This window comes from Pseudomonas sp. MBLB4123, from assembly GCF_051904775.1.
Lineage (GTDB): Bacteria > Pseudomonadota > Gammaproteobacteria > Pseudomonadales > Pseudomonadaceae > Aquipseudomonas > Aquipseudomonas benzenivorans_B.
Genome location: NZ_CP196711.1, coordinates 2,036,220 through 2,057,057 on the forward strand (window position 1 = coordinate 2,036,220; position 20,838 = coordinate 2,057,057).

Below are 20,838 nucleotides of genomic sequence, written 5' to 3' on the forward strand. Positions count from 1 at the left end.
GGGTTCCTTACTCGATGATGTCGCCGCGCAGCAGGTACTTGGCCACCGCCACGGTGCCGATGAAGCCCATTACCGCGATCAGCAGGGCGGCCTCGAAATACAGCTTGGAGCCCAGCCAGACGCCGAACAGCACCAGCAGGGCGATGGCGTTGATGTACAGGGTGTCCAGGGCGAGGATGCGATCGGGCATGTCCGGGCCCTTGATCAGGCGCGCCAGGGTCAGCATCAGGGCCAGGCCCATGATCGCCAGGCAGACCGGGATCACGTAGTCGAGCATGGGAATACCTCCAGCAGCGGCGCCTCGTAGCGGGTCTGGATCTCGCGCACCAGGGCCGCCTCGTCGGCGACATCCAGGCTGTGCACCAGCAGGGTCTTGCGGTCGTCGCTGAGGTCGGCCGATACCGTGCCCGGGGTCAGGGAGATGACGCTGGCGAGCATGGTCAGGGCCAGCTCGTCCTCCAGGCGCACCGGGATCTCGACGAAGGCCGGGCGCAGCTTGCCGCTCGGGCCGAGGATCATCACCGCCACCTGCAGGTTGGCGACCACGATGTCGCCCAGCACCCGCAGCAGGAACAGGCACAGTTTCAATGGCCGCTGCAGACGCGGCGGGTTGATCCAGAACACCTGGGTCACCAGGGGGATCAGCCAGCCGAGCAGCGCGCCGAACAGCCAGTGGCCCAGGCTCAGGTCATTGACCAGCAGCAACCAGACCACCAGCAGGCTCAGACTCAGCAGCGGATGGGGCAACCAGCGACTGGTCTTCATGGCGCACCTCCACCCAGTACGGCCTGACGATAGAGCGAGAGATCATGCAGCTGGCTGACCGTGGCCTGGCTGTATTCCAGCAGCGGCGCGGCCAGGCCGACCAGCAGCGGGCTGAGCGCCAGCAGCCCGGCGCAAGCCAGCAGGCGACCGTGATCCAGCTCGGCGCTGTCCAGCTGATGCAGGCCGATGCGCCAGAACAGGGTGCTGCCGGCACGACTCAGGCCGATCACCGTGGCCAGCCCGCCCACCAGCACCACCGACCACAGCAACAGGGCCTGGGCACCGGGCTCGACCGCCCGCAGCAACAGCAGCTTGCCGAAGAACCCGGAGAACGGCGGCAGACCGGCCACGGCGATGGCGCCGACGAAAAACAGGCCGCCGAGCAGGTGGGGGTTCTGCAGCTCCGGCCCCTGCACCAGGGTCGTGGCCTTCTCCCCGCGCTGACGGGCGATCAGGTCGGCGACCAGGAACAGGCCGCCGCTGATCCAGGTGCTGTGCACCAGGTAGAACAGCGCGGCCGCCAGCGATTCGGGCGTGCCCAGGGCGATGCCGGCCAGCAGGGTGCCGACCGAGACGATCACCAGGTAAGCCAGCAGGCCGTGCAGGCTGCCGGCCGCCAGCGCGCCGATCACCCCGCAGGCGAGCGTCAGCAGCGCCAGCGGCCAGAGCCAGCCCTCGGCCATGTTGGCCAGGCTACCGGCTTGGTCGCCGAAGACCAGCGTGAACACCCGCAGAATCGAGTACAGGCCGACCTTGGTCATGATGGCGAACAGCGCCGCCACCGGTGCCGAGGCCGAGGCGTAGGCCCGGGGCAGCCAGAAGTACAGCGGCAGGAAGGCCGCCTTGAGGCCGAACACCACCAGCAGCAGCAAACCGGCGGCGCCCAGCAGCGGCGCCTGGTCGGCATTGGCCGCGGCCACCCGCAGGGCCATGTCGGCCATGTTCAGGGTGCCGGTGACGCCGTACAGCACGCCGACGGCGATCAGGAAGAACGAGGAGCCCACCAGGTTGAGGATCACGTAGTGCAGCCCGGCCCGCACCCGCTCGGCCCCGCCGCCATGCAGCAGCAGCGAGTAGGAGGCGATCAGCAGGATCTCGAAGAACACGAACAGGTTGAACAGGTCGCCGGTGAGGAAGGCGCCGTTGATGCCCATCAACTGGAACTGGAACAGCGCGTGGAAGTTGCGCCCGCGCTCGTCGTCGCCGCGCAGCGCGTAGAGCAGCGCGAACAGCGCCAGCACGGCGGTGACCATGAGCAACAGCGCACTCAGGCGGTCGAGCAGCAGGACGATGCCGAACGGCGCCTGCCAGGCCCCCAGGGCGTAGACCTGCAGCTCCCCCTGGCTGGCCTGTTGCAGCAACAGGAAGCTCACCAGCAGCAGCACCGTCGCCGAGGACAGGGACAGCGAACGCTTGACCGACATGCTCAGGCGCGCGCCGAACAGCAGCAGGCTGCCGACGAACATCGGCAGCAGCACCGGCAGGATCAGGGCATGGTTCATCGACCCGCCTCCCGGCCGTCGACATGGTCGCTCTGCGATTCACCGACGCTGCGCAGCGCCAGCACCACCACGAAGGCGGTCATGGCGAAGCCGATGACGATGGCGGTGAGCACCAGCGCCTGGGGCAGCGGATCGACATACTGGCTCCCCTTGCCGATCACCGTGCTCGCGCCGCTCTGCAGCCGGCCCATGGCGAACAGGAACAGGTTGACCGCGTAGGAGATCAGCGTCAGGCCCATCACCACCGGAAAGCTGCGCGCCCGCAGCAGCAGGTAGACGCCGCTGGCGGTGAGGATGCCGAGGGTGCCGGCGAACAGTGCTTCCATCTCAGAGTACCTCTTGTCCGGCCTTTTCCTGGGTCAGCTTGCCCAGGTTGGCGAGAATCAACAGGGTCGCGCCGACTACCGTCAGGTACACGCCCAGGTCAAACAGCATGGCCGTGGCCAGTTCGATCTCGCCCACCAGCGGAATGTGGAAATGGCCGAAGGCCGAGGTCAGGAACGGCTTGCCGAACACCCAGCTGCCCAGGCCGGTCAGCCCGGCGATCGCCACCCCGGCCCCGGCGATGCGGTGGTAGTTCAGCGGCAGGCGCGACTGGGTCCACTGCACGCCGTTGGCGACGTACTGCAGGATCAGCGCCACGGCGGTGATCAGCCCGGCGATGAAGCCGCCGCCCGGCAGGTTGTGGCCGCGCAGGAAGATGAACACCGAAATCAGCAGGGCCATCGGCAGCAGCACCCGCGACAGGGTGGCGAGGATCAGCGGGTGGCGATCCCGCGCCCAGCTGCGCCCGGCGGCGTCGACCCGCGGCTGGATCAGGCGCAGGCCGTCGAGCATGGCGTAGATGCCCACGCCGGCGATCGCCAGCACGCTGATCTCGCCCAGGGTATCGAAGCCGCGGAAGTCCACCAGGATGACGTTGACCACGTTGCTGCCACCGCCACCGGACAGGCTGTTGGCCAGGAAGAAGCCGGCGATGCTGTCGTAGGGCCGGGTCAGCACGGCGAACACCAGCATGGCCACCATCACCCCGCTGCCCACCGCCAGGACGAAGTCGCGCAGGCCGCGGATACTGCTCGACTCGCCACGGGTCTGCTCCGGCAGGAAGTACAGCGCCAGCATCAGCAGGATGATGGTCACCACCTCCACCGACAACTGGGTCAGGGCCAGGTCCGGCGCCGAGTAGCGGGCGAACGACAGGGCCACCATCAGGCCGACCACACTGAGCATCAGCAGCGACACCAGGCGCTGGCGGTGGAAGATCACCGTGACCAGCGCCGCCACGGCGAGGATGCCCAGACCCAGGGCACTGAAGCCATCGATCGGGGTCATGGCCACCGAGCCGGTGACCTGCGGCAGCGGCCCGAGGCCGAGCGTCACCACAATCAGCGCGGCGCCCAGCAGCAGGGCCAGGTAGCGCTGCAGCGAACCGCTCTCCAGGCGTCCGGTGATGCTCACGCAGGCCTGCACCATCAGCTGCACGCCGCGCTCGAACAGCAGCCGCGCATCCAGGCTCGGCAGCCCGGCGTACCAGCGGAACAGCGGCTGGCGGAAGGCATAGACCAGGATGCCGCCGAACAGGGCGATAAAGCTCATCAGCAGCGGCAGGTTGAAGCCGTGCCAGATCGCCAGGCTGTACTCCGGCAGCTCGCCACCGAGGCTGGCCGAGGCGGCGGCGGCCAGCAGCGGCGCCACGGTGTAGGCCGGGACGATGCCGACCAACAGGCAGAGGAACACCAGGATCTCCACCGGCACCTTCATATAGCGCGGCGGCTCGTGGGGCGGGTACTTCGGCAGGTTGATCGGCTCGCCGTTGAAGAACACGTCATGGATGAAGCGCAGCGAGTAGGCCACCGAGAACACCCCGGCCAGGGTCGCCGCCGCCGGGATCACCCAGTTGAAGCTGCCGAGCAGGTGCTGGTTGAGGGTCTCGCTGAAGAACATCTCCTTGCTCAGGAAGCCGTTGAGCAGCGGCACCCCGGCCATCGCCGAGGCCGCCACCATGGCCAGCATCGCCGTGTGCGGCATGTACTTCCACATGCCGTTGATGCGGCGCATGTCGCGGCTGCCGGTCTCGTGGTCGATGATTCCCGCGGCCATGAACAGCGAGGCCTTGAAGGTGGCGTGGTTGATGATGTGGAACACCGCCGCCACCGCCGCCAGACGGGTATCCAGGCCGAACAGCAGGGTGATCAGGCCCAGGTGACTGATGGTCGAATAGGCCAGCAGGCCCTTGAGGTCATGCTGGAACAACGCCATGCCGGCGCCGACCAGCAGGGTCGCCAGGCCGGTGATACTGACCAGGTAGAACCACCACTCCGAACCGGCCAGCGCCGGGTACAGGCGCGCCAGCAGGAACACCCCGGCCTTAACCATGGTCGCCGAGTGCAGGTAGGCCGACACCGGGGTGGGCGCCGCCATCGCATGGGGCAGCCAGAAATGGAAAGGGAACTGTGCGGACTTGGTGAACACCCCGAGCAGCACCAGCACCAGGGCCAGCGGGTACAGCTCGTGGGCGCGGATCGCATAGCCGCTGGCCAACACCCGCGACAGCTCGAAGCTGCCGGCGATATGGCCGATCAGCAGGATCCCGGCGAGCAGCGCCAGGCCACCGCCGCCGGTGATCGCCAGGGCCATGCGCGCGCCCTTGCGCGCATCCGAGCGGGAACTCCAGAAGCCGATCAGGAGGAACGACGACAGGCTGGTCAGCTCCCAGAACATCAGCATCAGCAGCAGGTTTTCCGACATCACCACGCCGAGCATGGCGCCCATGAACAGCAGCAGGAAGGCGAAGAAGCGCCCCATCGGCTCGTCTTTCGACAGGTAATAACGGGCGTAGAGGATCACCAGCAGGCCGATGCCGAGGATCAGCAAGGCGAACAGGAATGCCAGGCCATCCAGGCGCAGGCTGAGGTTCACGCCGAGCTCCGGCAGCCACTCCAACCTGACCCGCAGCAGTTCGCCGGCGAATACCGCCGAGCGCTGGCTCAGCAACAGCCCCAGTGCCAGCACCGGCGCCACCCCGGTCGCCACCGCGCAGGCCGAACGGCCCAGGCGCTCGGCGAACAGAGGCAATAACACCCCCAGGAACGGCAAGGCCACAATCAGCGCAAGCGCCATACTCTAAAACCCCTTCTGCAAGCCCGCCGGCGCTGCACGGCCGACGGTCAGCGAGCCACGGGAAGCCATGGGTACGCGATCCCCCTGGCCTGCCCCCATTCCGATGAGCAGGAACGCGCCTGCTAAATGGCCTGAACCTTTGTCGGCGCAGGATTATCCATATCTATCGGCGCGCCGTCATGAATAGAATTATTACGAAAAGCTGAAACCTGAGCATTCTTGACTCTAGCTGCCGGCCGAGCGGCATCGACGAACACGCACAAAAAAGCCGGATCAGCTCAGGCTGATCCGGCTCGTTCGACACTCAGTGGGAAACGCGGCTGGTGCCGTTGACACTGAGGATCCGTACCCGCTCGCCTACCCGGAAGATCTGGTTCTCCTCGACTTCCTGAACATAGGCGCGCATGGTGCCGTCGTCCTCACGCACGGTGATCTCCACGCCCTGGGTGCGGGTCAGGCCCTCCTCGGCCGCGGCGCCGAGCAAGCCGCCGGCCACCGCGCCAACCACGGCCGCCACGGCGCTGCCGCGGCCACCGCCGACGCCGCTACCGGCCACACCGCCGACCACGGCACCGGCACCGGCGCCTATCGGCGTCTTGGTGCCCTCGATCTTCACCGGACGCAACGACTCGATGGTGCCCATGCGTACGGTCTGCACAGTACGCGCCTCATCACGGGAGTAGGTGTCGCCGGTCAGGCTGGACGCGCAACCGCCCAGCGCCAGAGCCATCGCGGTAAACGAGGCGATGAGCAGAGTGGGTTTACGCATGTCGATTCCTCCAATGGCTTTCAGTGCATTAGACCGCGTCCGCGGACGCCATCACTGCGATAAGGCAACAATAACCGAAACCACCCCATCAGCCTAAGCCCAAAGCTGTTGCACCCTATACCGGGAGCCGAGGGCTTTCGCCGAGCTCGCCGAGGGCGGGTCCGAGAACGGTCATTATCAGCGGGGCTCAGGGCGCCAGCCGCTCACGCTGCCAGCCCCCCTCCAGCAGGCGATAGTTGAGGCGGTCGTGCAGGCGGCTGGCCCGCCCCTGCCAGAACTCGACGCGCTCGGGCAGCAGGCGGTAGCCGCCCCAATGCGGCGGGCACTCGGGCGCCTGGTCGAGAAAGCGCTGTTCAGTCTGCGCCAGCAAGCCTTCCAGCTCGGCGCGATCGGCGATCACCCGGCTCTGCGGCGAGGCCCAGGCGCCCAGACGGCTGCCCAACGGGCGTACCTGGAAGTAGGCGTCGGACTCCTGCGCGCTAACCCGCTCGACCCGACCCTCGATGCGCACCTGACGCTCCAGGGTCGGCCAGAAGAAGGTCATGGCGGCGAACGGCCGGGCGGCCAGCTGCTGGCCCTTGGCGCTGTCGTAGTTGCTGAAGAAGGTGAAACCCCGTGCATCCAGCCCCTTGAGCAACAACACCCGGGAGTGCGGGCGGCCCTCGGCATCGACCGTGGCCAGGGTCATGACGTTGGGCTCGACCGGCAACTGCTCGGTCTTCACCGCATCGGCGAACCACTGCTGGAACAGGGCGAAGGGCTCGAGCGGCGCCTGCGCCTCGCTGAGCCCATCACGGGTGTAGTCGCGGCGCATGTCCGCCAGGGTCTGGATCATGGCATAGCCCTCTAGAACGAATAGCGCCTAGTTTATCGGGCCTTATGCTAGTTGGCTTGCTCGGCGGCCACTACCTGCTTGCCGGCCACCGGCTTGCTCTTAGGCGTCTTGGCCTTGGCCGAGCCGGCGGTTGGGCTGGCCTGGGCGACCGCCGGAATAGTGGCCGGCTGGCTGTAGTGGGCGATCAGCGCCTTGAGACTGTCCTGGCGGGTCAGCAGGATCTCCACCCGACGGTTGAGGGCGCGGCCCGTGGCGCTGCCGTTGTCGGCCCGCGGCATATCCGAACCCAGGCCCTTGACCAGCAGACGGTCCTGTTTCAGCCCGCTGAGACGGAAGATCGCGGTGAAGGCCCGGGCCCGCTCATGGCTCAGCTCGCGGTTCAGGGTCGCGGCGCCGCTGCTGTCGGCATGCCCGAGCACCAGCACGGCGACGTTCCTGTCGTGCTCCACCAGCTTGGCCACGCGGCTGATCGGTCCCAGCGTGATGGGCAACAGCATGTGCGGCCGGTCGGGGTTGAAGGAGCCCTGCACAGGTGCGGTCACCACCAGCAGGTTGTCCCGCCGCTCCAGCTCGAAGTGACTGCCCTTGATCGCCTCGCGCAGCCGCGGCTCATAGTCGTCCAGCCAGGCCTGGGTGGCTTTCGGGGCCGGGGCCGGCACGGCGGCGGCCTGGGCCTGCGGCTTCTTCTCCGAGCCGGCACAACCGGCCATCAGCAGACACAGGGCGAGCGCGAGGTTCTTCTTGGCAAACATCGGTAATCCACACAAGTCGGTCGAAAGGAAATGGCCACAGGCCAGTAATAACTGTCAGTAAAGTCTGGTCGTGCCGGGAGTCTAGCCAGACTCCTACAAACAATCCGCCAATACGCGCGCAAGTTTCTGCGCACGGGGGTCCATTAAGACGAACGGTCCTAGATTGCTGGTGACGAAGCCAAAGGCCAGCTCCCGCTCCGGATCGGCGAAGCCGATGGAGCCGCCGGCGCCCGGATGGCCGAAGGCGTAGGGCCCCAGGCCGTAGGTGGCGTTGGCCACCTCGCGCTGTTCGAGCATGCAGCCCAGGCCGAAGCGAGTGCGGGTCAGCAGGGTCCGGTCGTCGCCGCAGCTGTGCTCGCGGGTCAGCTCGGCGAGCAGCTCGCCCTCCAGCAACCGGCCGTCCAACAGGCCGCTGTAGAAGCCCGCCAGGCTGCGGGCATTGCCGTGGCCGTTGGCGGCCGGCTGCTGCATGCGCCGCCACTCCGGCTTGTTGGTGCTGGTCATGATCGACGGCGGGTTGGTGAAGGCCCGGGTGCTCAGGGCCGTCGGCTCGCTCATGGTCACCTTGAGCAGGCGCTGGGCGGCGGCGTCGCCCAGGTTGCCCTTGCCGCGGGAGATATGCGCGACACGGTGGAACTCGCTGTCGGCCAGGCCGACGTGGAAATCCAGGCCCAGCGGCCTGGCGGTGCGCGCCACTATGGACTCGCCGGGACCGCGTCCCTCGACGCGGCGCAGCAGCTCGCCGACCAGCCAGCCGTAGGTGATGGGCGCGTAGCCGTGGCCCTCGCCCAGCGGCCACCAGGGCTCCTCGGCGGCCAGGGCCGCGGTCATCGCCGGCCAGTCGTAGAGGGCCTCGGCCGGCAGCGGCTGGCGCAGCGCCGGCAGACCGGCCTGGTGGCTGAGCAGGTGGCGCAGGCTGATCCGCTCCTTGCCGGCGGCGGCGAACTCCGGCCAGTAGCGGGCCACCGGCGCGTCCAGCTCGAGCTTGCCCTCGCCGACCAGCTGCAGGGCGGTGACCGCGGTGAAGGGTTTGGTGCAGGAGAACAGATTGAGAATGGTGTCGCTGTGCCAGGCCTGCTGACCGTCCTTGTCGGCCACCCCGGCCCAGATATCCACCACGGTTTCGCCGGCGATCTGGATGCACAGCGCCGCGCCGCGCTCCTGAGGGTCCTCGAACAAGGCCGCGAACGCGTCCTTGACCGCCTCGAACTGCAGGTCGAAATAGCCCTGAATCTGCAAATGCGACTCCTAGGTCTTGGAAATCAACGAGATGCCGCGCATTGTTCCAGCCCCAGCGGCACTTGGGAACCGGTCGGGGACCCCGCCGGGCCTTTCTAGCCGATCTCCCGACGAAATGGCGGCAGGGCATTGAGAATCGCCTTGCCGTAGCGCTGGGTCACCACCCGCCGATCCAGCAGGGTGATGGTGCCGCGGTCGGCCTCGGTGCGCAGCAGGCGGCCGCAGGCCTGCACCAGGCGCAGCGAGGCATCCGGCACGGCGATCTCCATGAAGGGGTTGCCGCCGCGCGCCTCGATCCACTCGGCCAGCGCCGCCTCCACCGGATCGTCCGGCACGGCGAAGGGGATCTTGGCGATCACCACGTGCTCGCAATAGGCGCCGGGCAGATCGACGCCCTCGGCGAAGCTGGCCAGGCCGAACAGCACGCTCTCCTCGCCGGAGTCGACCCGGGCCTTGTGCTTGTTCAGGATCTCCTGCTTGGACAGGTTGCCCTGGATGAACACCCGCTTGCGCCAATCGCGCTCCAGGCCGTCGAAGACGTCCTGCATCTGCTTGCGCGAGGAAAACAACACCAGGGTGCCCCGCGAGCCGGCCACCAGACTCGGCAATTCACGGATGATGGCCGCGGTGTGCAGCGCCGCCTCGCGCGGGTCGGCCTTGAGGTCCGGCACCCGGAGCACGCCGGCGTCGGCATGGTGGAAGGGGCTCGGCACCACCGCGGTGACCGCCACCTTGGGCAGGCCGGCGCGCATGCGGTAGCGATCGAAGGTGCCCAGGGCGGTCAGGGTCGCCGAGGTGACCAGGGCGCCGTAGGCGACGTTCCACAGGTTGCGGCGCAGGGTCTCGGCGGCGAGGATCGGGCTGGCATTGACCTCGATGTCGAACAGCGCGCCGCTCTCGGCCAGGGTCAGCCAGCGCGCCATCGGCGGGCTCTCCTCGGGGTCCTCGGCGGTGAACGCCAGCCACAGCTCCCAGTTGCCCTTGGCCCGCGCCAGCAGGCTGCCGAACAGCGGGTACCACTCCTCGGCCTGGTGACTGGCGATGCCGATACCGGCCTCGCCATCCATGGCCTCCTTGAGCTGCTCGGCGACCCCGGTGAACAGGTCGCTGAGGCGGGAGAAACCCTTCTTCAACTCCAGGCCCAGCTCGCGCAGATGCTCGGGCACCTGGCCACCGACGAAGCGGTGACGCGGGCGCTCGCGGCCCTCCATGTCCTCGCCGGGGCGGAAGTCGGCCAGCTGCTCGCAGGCACTGAACATGAACTGTTGCTGGGTCTTGATCTCCCGCGCCAGCTCCGGCACCTGCTCGATCAGGCGGCCCAGGTCGCCCGGCAGCGGGTGCTGGGCCAGCAGCTTGGTCAGGTTCTTGGCCGTCTGCTCCAGCCAGTCGGCGGTCGAACGCAGGCGGGTGAAGTGGGCGAAGTGACCGATGGCCTTGTCCGGCAGGTGATGGCCCTCGTCGAACACATAGAGGGTCTCGCGCGGATCGGGCAGCACCGCACCGCCGCCCAGGGCCAGGTCGGCCAGCACCATGTCGTGGTTGGTGACGATGACATCGACCTTACCCATGCCCTCGCGCGCCTTGTAGAAGGCGCACTGCTGGAAGTTCGGGCAATGGCGGCTGGTGCACTGGCTGTGGTCGGTGGTCAGCCGCGACCAGGTGCCGTCTTCGAGCTCCTGGGGCCAGCTGTCGCGGTCGCCGTCCCACTTGTTGCCGGCGAGCTTCTCGATCATCGCGGTGAACAGTTTCTGGCTCTGCTCGTCGACATCGATCCTGAAGCCTTCCTCCTCGAACAGCTGGGCGGTGGCGCTCTGCGCCTGGCCCTCCTGCAGCAGCAGGTCCAGCTTGGACAAACACAGGTAACGCCCGCGCCCCTTGGCCAGGGCGAAACTGAAGTTGAGGCCGCTGTTGCGCATCAAGTCCGGCAGATCCTTGTGCACGATCTGTTCCTGCAGCGCCACGGTCGCGGTGGCGATCACCAGGCGCTTGCCGGCGGCCTTGGCGGTGGGGATCGCCGCCAGGCTGTAGGCCACGGTCTTGCCGGTACCTGTGCCGGCCTCGACCGCCACCACCGCCGGCTCGCCTTCGCGCTTGCCCTCGTCGTCGACCTTGACCGTGCCCAGCACCTTGGCGATCTCGGCGATCATCAGGCGCTGGCCGTAGCGTGGTTTGAGTCCCTTGGCCTCGAGGAAGCGAGAATAGGCGCCCTGAATCTGGGACTTGAGTTCGGTGCTGAGCATGCTGGTCTGGGCGCGAAAAGGCTGGATAAATTTTCAGTGTTTGTGATCGGCGGCTATCATAGCGCGCTAATCGATCCCGCGCAGAACCGCTTGCCCGACTGGAGTACTTGCATGACCCCTTACGCCGCGACTTATACCCTGCACCTGCTGGCCGCACTCATTTGGGTCGGCGGCATGTTCTTCGCCTGGATGGTGCTGCGCCCCTCAGCGGTCAGCGTGCTGGAAGCGCCGGCGCGGCTGAAGCTATGGCAGGAGGTATTCCGCCGTTTCTTTCACTGGGTGTGGGCCGCCGTGCTGATCCTGCCGATCACCGGCGTGGGCATGCTGCACCTGCGCTTCGCCGGCTTCGAGACGGCGCCGCGCTACGTGCACATCATGATGGGGCTGTACATCGCCATGCTCGCGCTATTCCTGCGCATACAGGCGCTCCAGCTACCGGAACTGCGCCGCGCCGTGGCGGCCGAGGACTGGCCGAGTGGCGGCGCCGTTCTGGGACGGATTCGCCGCCTGGTGGGCATCAACCTGATCCTCGGCCTGCTGCTGGTCAGTGTCGCCGCCGCCCGCCCCAGTCTTTAAGACTCCCCGGGCACGGCTACCAAAAACACCCGAGCCTCGCCCGTCTAGGCCTGCTCGGCCGCCACAGGCAGGGGGTCTGGCTCCTCCGCTTCGGGCAATGCCAGCAAGTGGAAAATACCGAACAGCATGACCTGCCCGCGCTCCAGCCATGGCCGCGGGCATTGGCTGAGCCGCGGCTGGAACAACAGCAATTCGGCTGCATGAATCAGCAGAACAGCGGCGCCGGCCAGGTTCAGCAACAGGGCGAACGGCTGCACGAACGGATCGAGCAGGTTGGCCAGCTCAGCCCCCCAGAACAACGCGGCCAGTATTTTCCCCAACCCCAGCAATGCTTTCATGACCGCCCCTTGCAGCTTCAGATCGTGCCGCACCTTAACTGCTTTGGGGCCATGCAGCCAACACCGCAGAAGGCGGTAATCCGCTGACTACCGCCAAGCTGACAGCCGGCATGATCCTGCTCAGGACCCGCATTACTGAGGCCGCGCCTCCACCTCGGCCTCCACCCGACGATTGATGGCCCGCCCGGATTCGGTCTCGTTGTCCGCAACCGGACGCGCCTCGCCGTAGCCCACAGTGGAAACTCGGCCGCTGTCGATGCCGTGCTGGTTAACCAGCACATCGCGCACGGCATTGGCCCGACGCTCGGACAAGCCCTGGTTATAGGCATCGGTGCCGATGGCATCGGTATGGCCTTCGACGGTCGTGGTGGTCTGCGGATACTGCTTCATGAAATCCGCCAGACTGCGGATGTCATTCTGGGCATCCTCCTTGACCACCGATTTGTCGAAATCGAATTTCACGTCCAACTCGACCCGTACCGCCTCCACGGGCGCAGGTTCGGGAAGCTCGGGAGTGCTCGGATAGACCTTGAGCGGGCAGCCGTTGTGCTGAACCGGCGTGCCGCTCGGGGTGCCAGGACAGCGGTCGCGGCGGTCAAATACCCCATCACCGTCTTCGTCGCCGTCCTGGGCATAGCAGATCAGGCCGCCAATCACGGCGCCAGCTGCGGCACCTCCGGCGGCCCAGGTGGAACTCTCGATTGCGCCGAGGCCACCGCCGGCCAAGCCGCCAATCGCACTGCACAGAGGCCAGTTTCCTTGGTTGAGCGGCGCATCCCCCGTACTGGAAGTCGTGACGCAACCGGAAAGAACACTGCTGGCCAGAAGAAAGGGAGCAATCGCCCTCGCGTGGCTAATCCTCATGATCTGAGTCTCCTGTGTAACCGGCCGCTGCCGGTACCCCGGAGTAAAGGCGCATCCCCCTAACTGCACAAGCCAGACCCCAGCAGACTTCACTTACTGCCGGGGTCAGCGCTTGCACTCGCCACGCGACAATGGCTAAGGACGAGCCTCGACCTCGGCCTCGACCCGACGGTTGATGGCACGCCCCGCATCGGTAGCGTTGTCCGCAACCGGACGCGACTCGCCATAGCCGACCGCATTGACGCGTCCACCCTCTACGCCATATTGGTTGACCAGCACATCACGCACGGCATTGGCGCGGCGCTCGGACAGCCCCTGGTTGTAAGCATCCGTGCCGATCGAGTCGGTGTGACCTTCGACCACCGTTGTGGTTTGCGGATACTGCTTCATGAAATCCGCCAGGTTCTTGATATCACCGTAGCTTTCTTCTTTGACCCGGGACTTGTCGAAGTCGAACTTGACGTCCAGTTCGACACGCACCACTTCTGCGGGCTCGGGCATGGCCGGTTCCTCGACCATCACCTCTTCGACCATCACCATTTTTTCCGCTTCGGCACCATGCACCCAGCAATAAGCCGCGGCCATACCGGCACCTACCGCAGCGCCACCAGCCGCCCATGACGAACTCTCGATCGCGCCCAAGGCAGCACCACCGACACCACCGACCGCCGCACAAGTAGGCCAGTCGCTCTTCTGCAGGCCGGCGCACCCCGTCAACAAGCTGGCCGCCAGAATCAGGGGTCCTGCTTTCCTGGTAATGCTCATATACAAGTCTCCTATAGAAATCGGCCCAAAACCGACACTTATGGATTAAAGACGGCAGTTCCACAATTCGCCAGACGATCGGGACATGTGCGCGAACTCAATCGGCTCTAGGCCATCACCCGGTAGCACGCTAGTCTTTCAGGTCTGATCGAGGAGCCCTAGATGATCGAACGCCTTTCCTCCCGTACGCCCCAACAGGCGCTGGCCGCACTCCTGGAGCGCTACGCGCCGAGCCGACTGTTGCTGGTCGGCGCAAGTGAGCTGCCGGCCCTGGATGCCTTTCGCAACGCCCACACGAACTGCCAGGTCACCCGCGCCGCAGCCGGCGCCTTGCCGAGCGAGCTGGCCAGCCAACGCTTCGACCTGGCCCTGATCGTCGACTGCCTGGAGCACTTGCCCAAACGCACCGGGCTGGAATTGCTCGGCGGCATCCGCAACCTCAACGCCAACCGCCTGGCCGTGCTGGTCGACCTGCATGCCTGCGCCTGGCAGGACACCGACTTCTTCGCCCTGGCGATGCAGGCCAGCGAGCGCTTCCAGCGGGGCGAGCAGACCCTCAGCCTGTTCACCTACGACCTGCTCGACTACAAACAGGTACCGGACTGGCTCAATGCCAAGTTCTGGGCCAACCCGGAAAACTTCGGCAAATACTGGTGGTAATGCATGCCAAGCACTGACTTCACGACCAGCTGCCCCTGCGGCAGCGGCGACCCGTTGAGCGAATGCTGCGGGCGCTATCACGCCGGCTCGCCGGCGCCCAGCGCGGAGTGCCTGATGCGCTCGCGCTACAGCGCCTATGTCCTGGGCCAGGTCGACTACCTGCTGGCGACCACCCTACCCGCCCAGCAGGCCGGCCTGGATCGCGAGGCGATCCGCGCCTGGAGCCTGCAGAGCACCTGGCTCGGCCTCGAGGTCGAAAGTGCCAAGGTGCTGGGCGGCCAACCCGAACATGCCTTCGTCACCTTTACCGCACGCTGGCACGATGAGGCCGGCGAGCATAGCCACCGCGAATGCTCCGCCTTCGTCCAACGCGGCAAGCAGTGGTTCTTTATCGATCCTACCGTGGGCCTGACCGCCGGGCGCAACGAACCCTGCCCCTGCGGCAGTGGGCAGAAGTTCAAAAAATGCTGCTCGACCTTCCTCAACCGCGCAGTAATCAGCTGACAGCCGCGACAGACTCTGCTTGATTTATTGATCCGGCCACCAGCCTCGCCGGGCACTCGACAAGGAGAGAACTATGCACAAGCACAATGGATGGGTGGTCGTACTGGCCGGCCTGCTGTTCGGCTGCGCCGGCCAGCCCTCGGGCGAGCGGGTCGACCTGGGCAGCGCGGAGCGGGTCAGCCGCCTGTTTGCCTACCCCAATAACTGCAGCGTGATCTGCTACCGCGACTGGACCCTGGAACAGACCGTAGAGCACTACCTCGACCAGAGCCTGGACCGCGACGGCTACGACGACGCCCGGGTCAGGGTCGAGCGTAGCGGCGACAGGGTCTACGCCCACTTCAACGGCGCGCCTGCCGGCTACGGCCAACCACTGCGCCAATTGCTCGACAGTGGCGACCTGGCGTACCGGGGCGCCAGCCAGCTCAACCGCGATGGCAAGTGGCAGTACGACTGGTACTTCTTCCTGCCCCTGGGCATGGCCCTGAACAACCGCAAGAGCGTCGAACTGTTGCACTTCCCGCCGGACTATTCACTGACCCAGGCCCAGGATTACCTGCGCTCCAGCACCACCGACCGCTGGGCCGAGCTGCTGACGGTCAACGGCGTGCCTGCCGCCCAGACGCCGGCCTTCCAGACCATAGTCGACATCGCCCCCATCGCCGCACCCTCCAATGCCGGCAGCTCCCTGGAGGGCACCTACGGCTATTTCAGCGACTACCAGCAGCGCATGGTCAGCGAGCTGAGCCTTGGCAGTGACGGCGCCTCCCTGCCCATGGTCGCCTTCGGCAGCCCGGTGCGCAGCTGGGTACAGCAGCGTTACGGCGTGCCCCTGGCCGTACTCGGCCTCGGCCAGATCACCCCGGTGCCGGGTCGGACGGTGGCGGTGCTGGGAGCCAACCACCCCAGCTATATCTGGTATGCGGCCGACCCGAGCAACTACGGCGGCAACCAGCAGAAGGCCGATCAGGCCGGGCTCAGGGTCATGGGCCAGGACCTCTCCGCCGCCTGCTGGCAAGCCGCAATGGGTCAGAACCCAGGGGGCGACAGCTCTGCCGCACTCAATAGCTGCAGCCAGAAGTGGCAGGTCAGCGACCAGCAACAGACCTGCGAGCTGTTCTACACCTCGATCCGCAGCCTGACGCCGGCACAGGCGCAAGCCAAGTGCCGCGCCGCGGACGATGCCGTCGCCAGCCATTGACCCGGCGAGAAGCGCCGCTCGACCCGAGCGGCCACCCCTGGAGCAGATACGGCGAGGCCCGCTTTTGGCGGGCCTCCTTCACTCACTCCTGCAGCTTCAGGTGCGAGGTGTCCGGTGGGGGCGCGGCCGGCTCGGCCGGTGCCTGGCCCATGTCGCTGCCGGGCGGCGCCAGACTCAACTGCGACAGATCGAGCGCCGGGGCTTGCGGCTGCGGTTTGTCGTCCTGCAGATCGTCGCCCAGGGGCGCGATGCCGAAATCCGGCGCATCCACTTCGGCGAAAGCGGCCATGTACTCATCCCGGGGCAGGACCTTCAGGCGCCCCGGAGCGGCCGGCGCCTGTTCGTCCGCAGCGCTCGCCTGGCTCTGCGGCGGCTCGACGACCGCCGGCGGAACCAGGTCGCTCGCGGCTGCGGGCAGGGCGGCAACCTCGACCACGGCGCCGGCACGCTCCAGGGTGGCCCGGTACTTTTCCGCCCCGGCGGCATCCAGATTGCTCTTGATCACGATGCGGCGGCCGGAGAACAACAGGGCGATGCGCTGGGCGTCGGCCTGAAACAGCTTGGCCAGATTGGCCTTGACCGACTCCAGCTGAGCCCCCGGCACCAACTGCCCGGCGAAGGCGATCTCGTAACTAGCCATGGTCACACTCCTGTCCTAATCGACGCTCAGTATGGCGCAGGTTTTTTTACCCCCACAACACGTTGCAGCCGAGCACTTGCTTGTTACACTGTGGCGTCCATCGGAGTACCCAATGTTGTATCAGGCAAAAACTATAAGAATTCTCAGCCTACTGATATTTTTCGGCCTGCTTTCAGGCCTCGGCGGATGCTCCACCTGGATGACCGGTGGCTTCAAGGATCCGGATATCCGCCTGGTCAAGGTCGAGGTCATACGGGCCAAGCTGCTGGAGCAGCGCTTCGTCCTGCGCTTTCGCATCGACAACCCCAACAGCGTCAGCCTGCCGGTGCGTGGCCTCGACTACCGCGTTCACCTCAACGAGGTGAAACTGGCCGAAGGCGAATCCGATGCCTGGTTCACCGTGCCCGCCTACGGCCATCACGTGTTCGACGTGCCGGTGCGCACCAACCTCTGGCGCCATGTGCGGCAGATCGTCAAGTTGCTCGAGCACCCCGACGAACCGATCCGCTACCGCCTCGACGGTGCGGTAAAAACCGGCTTCATGTTCGGCCGCAGCGTGCACATGTCGCGCAATGGCGAGATAATTCCCGGCGATTTCATCCCGGAGTAACCCCGCATGAACCAACACCCCCACGTCCACGGCCCGGATTGCGACCACGACCACGACCACGACCACCATGACCACGATCATGTGCACGGCCCGCATTGCAATCACGGCCACCAGGAGCCGGTGCGCAACGCCCTGAAGGACGTCGGCCGCAACGACCCCTGCCCATGCGGCAGCCAGAAGAAATTCAAGAAATGCCACGGCGCCTGATCCGCCCATGAGCAGCCTGAGCCTGCTTCTGCTGCTGGCCGGCGCGCTCTTGGTGCTGGGGCTCGCCTGTTACGCCCTGCTGCTGTGGCGACGCGTGTGGGCACGGCAGCGCGAGCAGGCGCATGCCGCGCAGGAGCGTCACCAACGCCTCGGCGGCGACCTGCAGGTTCTCGCCGGCAGTCTGCTCGAAGGGCAGCTGCCGCTGATCGAAGGCGCCATCCGCATCAAGGTGCTGCTCGACAACTACGACAGCACCCTGAGCCAGGACGCACGCTGCGAGGTGTTCCACCGACTGTTCGCCGCCACCGCCCACGTGCCGACCCATGCCGACTGGAAGGCGCTGGACAAGGCCGCCCGCCGGCAACACGAGAAACACTTCAACGAGCTGGAGTTGCAACACAAGGCCGCCGCCCGCACGGCGGCACGCTGGCTGCTCGACGAGGGCTTGCAGCAAAACCCGCGGCACGGCTGAGCGGGCGGCGCCCGGCCTCTTGCCAGGCGCCGCCACGCCCTCTACCTTACGCCACACCCTGCCCCGGCGCCGGGATATGGCCGCTCGCCTCGCCCAGGTTGCTAGGCTTTCCAGCGGCACCCACGCCACCACCACCCGATTCCCGCGTCCCGCAAGGAGCCCGTTGCATGTCATCGCGCGCGTTTCGTCCACTGCCCCTGCTAGGCCTGGCCACCCTCACCGTCGGCCTGCTGCTCAGCGGCTGCCAGTCCTTTCTGCAGAGTCGCTACAGCGACAGCCTGCACCCGACCCAGGGCATCGTCCGCGTCCAGGGCCTGGCGCAGAGCGTGGTGGTGCGACGCAATGCCCTGGGCATGCCGCTGATCGAGACCACCACCTTCCACGACGCGCTGTTCGCCCTGGGCTACGTGCATGCCAGCGACCGCCTCAGCCAGATGGTCGGCCTGCGCCTGATGGCCGAGGGCCGCCTGGCGGAAATGGCCGGCCCCGGCGTGCTGGAGATCGACCGTTTCATGCGCGCGGTGAACCTGCGCAAGAGCGCCGAGGTGCTGTACCAGAACGCCTCGCCGCGCCTTCAGCGCTTCTTCGAGGTCTACGCCCGCGGCGTCAACGCCTACCTGTTCCGCTACCGCGACAAGTTGCCGATGGACCTGGCCGAATCCGGCTACCGCCCGCCCTACTGGAAACCCGAAGACTCGGCGCTGGTGTTCTGCCTGCTGAACTTCGGCCTGTCGGTCAATCTGCAGGAAGAGCTCGCCGCCCTGGTGCTGGCGCAGAAGGTCGGCAGCGCACAACTGGCCTGGCTGCTGCCGACCTACCCGGACGAGCCGCTGCCGTTCGAGGAGGCCGCCAAGCTCGAAGGGTTGGCGCTGGACGGCCGGATCGCCGGCCTGGAGGCGATCAGCCAGGCCGCCGACCAGCTGGCCGACGCCCACATGCTCGGCGTCGCGGCCTCGAACAACTGGGCCATCGCCCCGCAGAACAGCCGCAGCGGCAAGAGCCTGCTGGCCAACGACACCCACCTGCCCCTGGCACTGCCCTCGGCCTGGAACTTCGTGCAGATCCGCTCGCCGAAATTCCAGGCCGCCGGCGTATCGATCGCCGGCGTCCCCGCCGTGGTCGCCGGGTTCAACGGCAAGCTGGGCTGGGGCATGACCATGGTCATGGGCGACAACCAGGACCTGTTCCTAGAGAAGCTCAAGCACGAAGGCGGCCGTCTCTACTACCAGGCCGACGGCCAGTGGCTGCCCGCCCGGGAGCGCCAGGAGACCTTCTTCATCAAGGGTGAGCGACCGATCCGCGAGACCCTCTACGAAACCCGCCACGGCCCGCTGCTGAACTCGGTGCTGGGCGAGCGCAAGCACCGCCTGCAGCCGCTGCAACTGAGCAGCGGTTACGGCCTGGCCCTGCAGACCGCGCAGTTCGAAGCGGACCAGAGCCTGGATGCCTTCTTCGACCTATCCCGCGCCCAGTCGGTGGAACAGGCCTTCGAGGCGACCCGGGATATCCGCGCCATGCCGCTGAACGTCGTCTTCGCCGATGCCGAGCACATCGGCTGGCAGGTCACCGGGCGCTTCCCCAACCGCCGCGAAGGCCTCGGCCTGCTGCCCTCGCCCGGCTGGGACAGCCGCTACGACTGGGACGGCTTCGCCGACCCGATTCTCCACCCCTACGACCAGGACCCGCCGCAGGGTTGGCTGGGCACCGCCAACCAGCGCAGCGTCAACCGCGGCTACGGCATGCAGCTGTCCAACTCCTGGTACTACCCGGAGCGCGCCGAGCGCATCGCCACCCTGGCCGGCAGCGGCAAGCACGACCGCGCCAGCATGATCGCCATGCAATACGACCAAACCTCGCCCTTCGTCGCCAAGCTCCAGGCCATGTTCGCCGCCCCTGGCATGGCCGAAGCCCTGCAGCAAGCCGTCGACGCCCTGCCACCGGGCCAGCGCGACAAGGCCCGCGAGGCGCTCAACCGCCTGCTGGCCTTCGACGGCAAGCTCGCCGCCGATTCGGCCGACGCCGCGCTATACGGCGCCTTCCTCCATGAAAGCGCGCGACAGATCTTCCTCGACGAATTGGGACCGGATACCAGTGCCGCCTGGAAGGCGCTGGTGCAGGCCGCCGACAGCTCCTACTCGGCCCAGGCCGACCACCTGCTGGGCCGCGAGGACAGCCCGTTCTGGGACGACCTCGCGACGCCGCAGAAGGAAGACAAACCGGCCATACTCGCCCGCAGCCTGGCCGCCGCCATGAGCCTCGGCCAGGCACGCCTGGGCCAGGACCCACGGACCTGGCAGTGGGGCCGGCTGCACAGCTACAACTGGCGCAGCGAAACCAGCCAACTGGCCCAATACATGGGCGCCAGCCAGCGTGCCAGCATCAACGCACTGAAGGACTACCTGGATCGCGGTCCCTACCCGGCCGGCGGCGACCACAGCACCCTCAACGTCTCGGCCTACCGCTGGGGCGAGGACTTCGACACCTGGCTGATCCCCGCCATGCGCATCGTCGTCGACTTCGCCAGCGAGGAACCGCTGCTCGGCCTGAACAGCTCGGGCCAGTCCGGCAACCCGGCCAGCGCGCATTACGCCGACGGCATCGAAGCCTGGCTCAAGGGGCGCTACATGGTGTTTCCGTTCCAGCCGCAGAACCTCGACAAGGTCTACGGCACGCGACGGTTGCTGCTGATGCCGGGCCAATAACTACCGTTCGTCGGCTATTTTGGAACTCATAACCGGAGCCTCCAGTCCGACTTAGCGGACTTACTCCATAGTTCATC

Annotated in this window: 21 protein-coding genes and 1 pseudogene; 8 read left to right on the top strand and 14 right to left on the bottom strand. The window is 66.8% G+C overall.

Annotated elements, in window-relative coordinates; translation table 11 throughout:
- Nucleotides 1–7: 7 nt before the first annotated feature.
- The 10 genes from ACSX1C_RS09435 to dinG all read right to left on the bottom strand — a co-directional run bounded on the left by ACSX1C_RS09435 (nucleotide 8) and on the right by dinG (nucleotide 11,222).
- The gene (locus ACSX1C_RS09435; protein ID WP_369959683.1) at nucleotides 8–277 is read right to left on the bottom strand and encodes a K+/H+ antiporter subunit F; all 270 of its coding nucleotides are present in this window, start codon (nucleotides 275–277) and stop codon (nucleotides 8–10) included.
- Complete coding sequence (locus tag ACSX1C_RS09440) at nucleotides 262–765, bottom strand: Na+/H+ antiporter subunit E (RefSeq protein WP_439889202.1); 504 nt, start codon at nucleotides 763–765, stop codon at nucleotides 262–264. Before ACSX1C_RS09440 ends, ACSX1C_RS09435 begins: the two co-directional genes overlap by 16 nt.
- On the bottom strand, nucleotides 762–2,267 hold the full coding sequence (locus tag ACSX1C_RS09445) for a monovalent cation/H+ antiporter subunit D (RefSeq protein WP_439889203.1): 1,506 nt from the start codon (nucleotides 2,265–2,267) through the stop codon (nucleotides 762–764). Before ACSX1C_RS09445 ends, ACSX1C_RS09440 begins: the two co-directional genes overlap by 4 nt.
- Complete coding sequence (locus tag ACSX1C_RS09450) at nucleotides 2,264–2,593, bottom strand: Na+/H+ antiporter subunit C (protein ID WP_213638747.1); 330 nt, start codon at nucleotides 2,591–2,593, stop codon at nucleotides 2,264–2,266. Before ACSX1C_RS09450 ends, ACSX1C_RS09445 begins: the two co-directional genes overlap by 4 nt.
- A 1-nt stretch (nucleotide 2,594) precedes the next feature.
- Nucleotides 2,595–5,387, bottom strand: coding sequence for a monovalent cation/H+ antiporter subunit A (locus tag ACSX1C_RS09455; protein ID WP_439889204.1), 2,793 nt, complete (start codon nucleotides 5,385–5,387; stop codon nucleotides 2,595–2,597).
- A gap of 304 nt (nucleotides 5,388–5,691) precedes the next feature.
- Nucleotides 5,692–6,156 carry a hypothetical protein gene (locus tag ACSX1C_RS09460; protein WP_439889205.1) on the bottom strand — a complete coding sequence of 155 codons (465 nt, stop codon included), beginning with the start codon at nucleotides 6,154–6,156 and terminating at the stop codon, nucleotides 5,692–5,694.
- A 187-nt stretch (nucleotides 6,157–6,343) separates the two neighbouring features.
- Entirely contained in the window at nucleotides 6,344–6,991 is a 648-nt protein-coding gene (gene pdxH, locus ACSX1C_RS09465) for a pyridoxamine 5'-phosphate oxidase (protein ID WP_439889206.1), read from the bottom strand.
- Nucleotides 6,992–7,038: 47 nt separating this feature from the next.
- On the bottom strand, nucleotides 7,039–7,743 hold the full coding sequence (locus ACSX1C_RS09470) for an OmpA family protein (protein ID WP_439889207.1): 705 nt from the start codon (nucleotides 7,741–7,743) through the stop codon (nucleotides 7,039–7,041).
- Nucleotides 7,744–7,836: 93 nt separating this feature from the next.
- Nucleotides 7,837–8,982 carry a serine hydrolase domain-containing protein gene (locus ACSX1C_RS09475; RefSeq protein WP_439889208.1) on the bottom strand — a complete coding sequence of 382 codons (1,146 nt, stop codon included), beginning with the start codon at nucleotides 8,980–8,982 and terminating at the stop codon, nucleotides 7,837–7,839.
- 95 nt (nucleotides 8,983–9,077) lie between these two features.
- Nucleotides 9,078–11,222: an ATP-dependent DNA helicase DinG gene (dinG, locus tag ACSX1C_RS09480; protein ID WP_439889209.1), complete on the bottom strand. Its 2,145-nt coding sequence runs from the start codon at nucleotides 11,220–11,222 to the stop codon at nucleotides 9,078–9,080.
- A 111-nt stretch (nucleotides 11,223–11,333) separates the two neighbouring features.
- On the opposite strand from dinG, the gene ACSX1C_RS09485 reads away from it, so the two are divergent.
- Nucleotides 11,334–11,798 carry a CopD family protein gene (locus ACSX1C_RS09485; RefSeq protein ID WP_439889210.1) on the top strand — a complete coding sequence of 155 codons (465 nt, stop codon included), beginning with the start codon at nucleotides 11,334–11,336 and terminating at the stop codon, nucleotides 11,796–11,798.
- 44 nt (nucleotides 11,799–11,842) lie between these two features.
- On the opposite strand, the gene ACSX1C_RS09490 is transcribed toward ACSX1C_RS09485, so the two are convergent.
- From ACSX1C_RS09490 to ACSX1C_RS09500, 3 genes and pseudogenes are all read right to left on the bottom strand, one after another.
- Complete coding sequence (locus ACSX1C_RS09490; protein ID WP_318645563.1) at nucleotides 11,843–12,136, bottom strand: DUF1145 domain-containing protein; 294 nt, start codon at nucleotides 12,134–12,136, stop codon at nucleotides 11,843–11,845.
- Between the two features lie 132 nt (nucleotides 12,137–12,268).
- Nucleotides 12,269–13,000 (bottom strand): OmpA family protein, encoded by a 732-nt coding sequence (locus tag ACSX1C_RS09495; protein ID WP_439889211.1) that lies wholly within the window; start codon nucleotides 12,998–13,000, stop codon nucleotides 12,269–12,271.
- A 135-nt stretch (nucleotides 13,001–13,135) separates the two neighbouring features.
- A pseudogene (locus tag ACSX1C_RS09500) lies at nucleotides 13,136–13,498 on the bottom strand (OmpA family protein); the annotation flags it as partial.
- Between the two features lie 429 nt (nucleotides 13,499–13,927).
- Here ACSX1C_RS09500 and ACSX1C_RS09505 point away from each other — a divergent pair.
- The 3 genes from ACSX1C_RS09505 to ACSX1C_RS09515 all read left to right on the top strand — a co-directional run bounded on the left by ACSX1C_RS09505 (nucleotide 13,928) and on the right by ACSX1C_RS09515 (nucleotide 16,130).
- Entirely contained in the window at nucleotides 13,928–14,425 is a 498-nt protein-coding gene (locus ACSX1C_RS09505; protein WP_439889212.1) for a DUF6231 family protein, read from the top strand.
- A 3-nt stretch (nucleotides 14,426–14,428) separates the two neighbouring features.
- Complete coding sequence (locus ACSX1C_RS09510) at nucleotides 14,429–14,929, top strand: YchJ family protein (protein WP_439889213.1); 501 nt, start codon at nucleotides 14,429–14,431, stop codon at nucleotides 14,927–14,929.
- 73 nt (nucleotides 14,930–15,002) lie between these two features.
- Nucleotides 15,003–16,130, top strand: coding sequence for a hypothetical protein (locus ACSX1C_RS09515; protein ID WP_439889214.1), 1,128 nt, complete (start codon nucleotides 15,003–15,005; stop codon nucleotides 16,128–16,130).
- 82 nt (nucleotides 16,131–16,212) lie between these two features.
- Here ACSX1C_RS09515 and ACSX1C_RS09520 read toward each other — a convergent pair whose 3' ends face one another.
- Complete coding sequence (locus ACSX1C_RS09520) at nucleotides 16,213–16,770, bottom strand: hypothetical protein (protein WP_439889215.1); 558 nt, start codon at nucleotides 16,768–16,770, stop codon at nucleotides 16,213–16,215.
- A gap of 112 nt (nucleotides 16,771–16,882) precedes the next feature.
- On the opposite strand from ACSX1C_RS09520, the gene ACSX1C_RS09525 reads away from it, so the two are divergent.
- The 4 genes from ACSX1C_RS09525 (at nucleotide 16,883) to ACSX1C_RS09540 (ending at nucleotide 20,761) form a co-directional block, all read left to right on the top strand.
- Nucleotides 16,883–17,380, top strand: coding sequence for an LEA type 2 family protein (locus tag ACSX1C_RS09525; RefSeq protein ID WP_439889216.1), 498 nt, complete (start codon nucleotides 16,883–16,885; stop codon nucleotides 17,378–17,380).
- Between the two features lie 6 nt (nucleotides 17,381–17,386).
- Nucleotides 17,387–17,587 carry an SEC-C metal-binding domain-containing protein gene (locus tag ACSX1C_RS09530; protein WP_439889217.1) on the top strand — a complete coding sequence of 67 codons (201 nt, stop codon included), beginning with the start codon at nucleotides 17,387–17,389 and terminating at the stop codon, nucleotides 17,585–17,587.
- A gap of 7 nt (nucleotides 17,588–17,594) precedes the next feature.
- A complete protein-coding gene (locus ACSX1C_RS09535; protein WP_439889218.1) occupies nucleotides 17,595–18,059 on the top strand; it encodes a DUF2489 domain-containing protein in 465 nt (154 codons plus the stop codon).
- A 167-nt stretch (nucleotides 18,060–18,226) separates the two neighbouring features.
- Nucleotides 18,227–20,761, top strand: coding sequence for a penicillin acylase family protein (locus ACSX1C_RS09540; RefSeq protein ID WP_439889219.1), 2,535 nt, complete (start codon nucleotides 18,227–18,229; stop codon nucleotides 20,759–20,761).
- The last annotated feature ends 77 nt before the right edge of the window (nucleotides 20,762–20,838 follow it).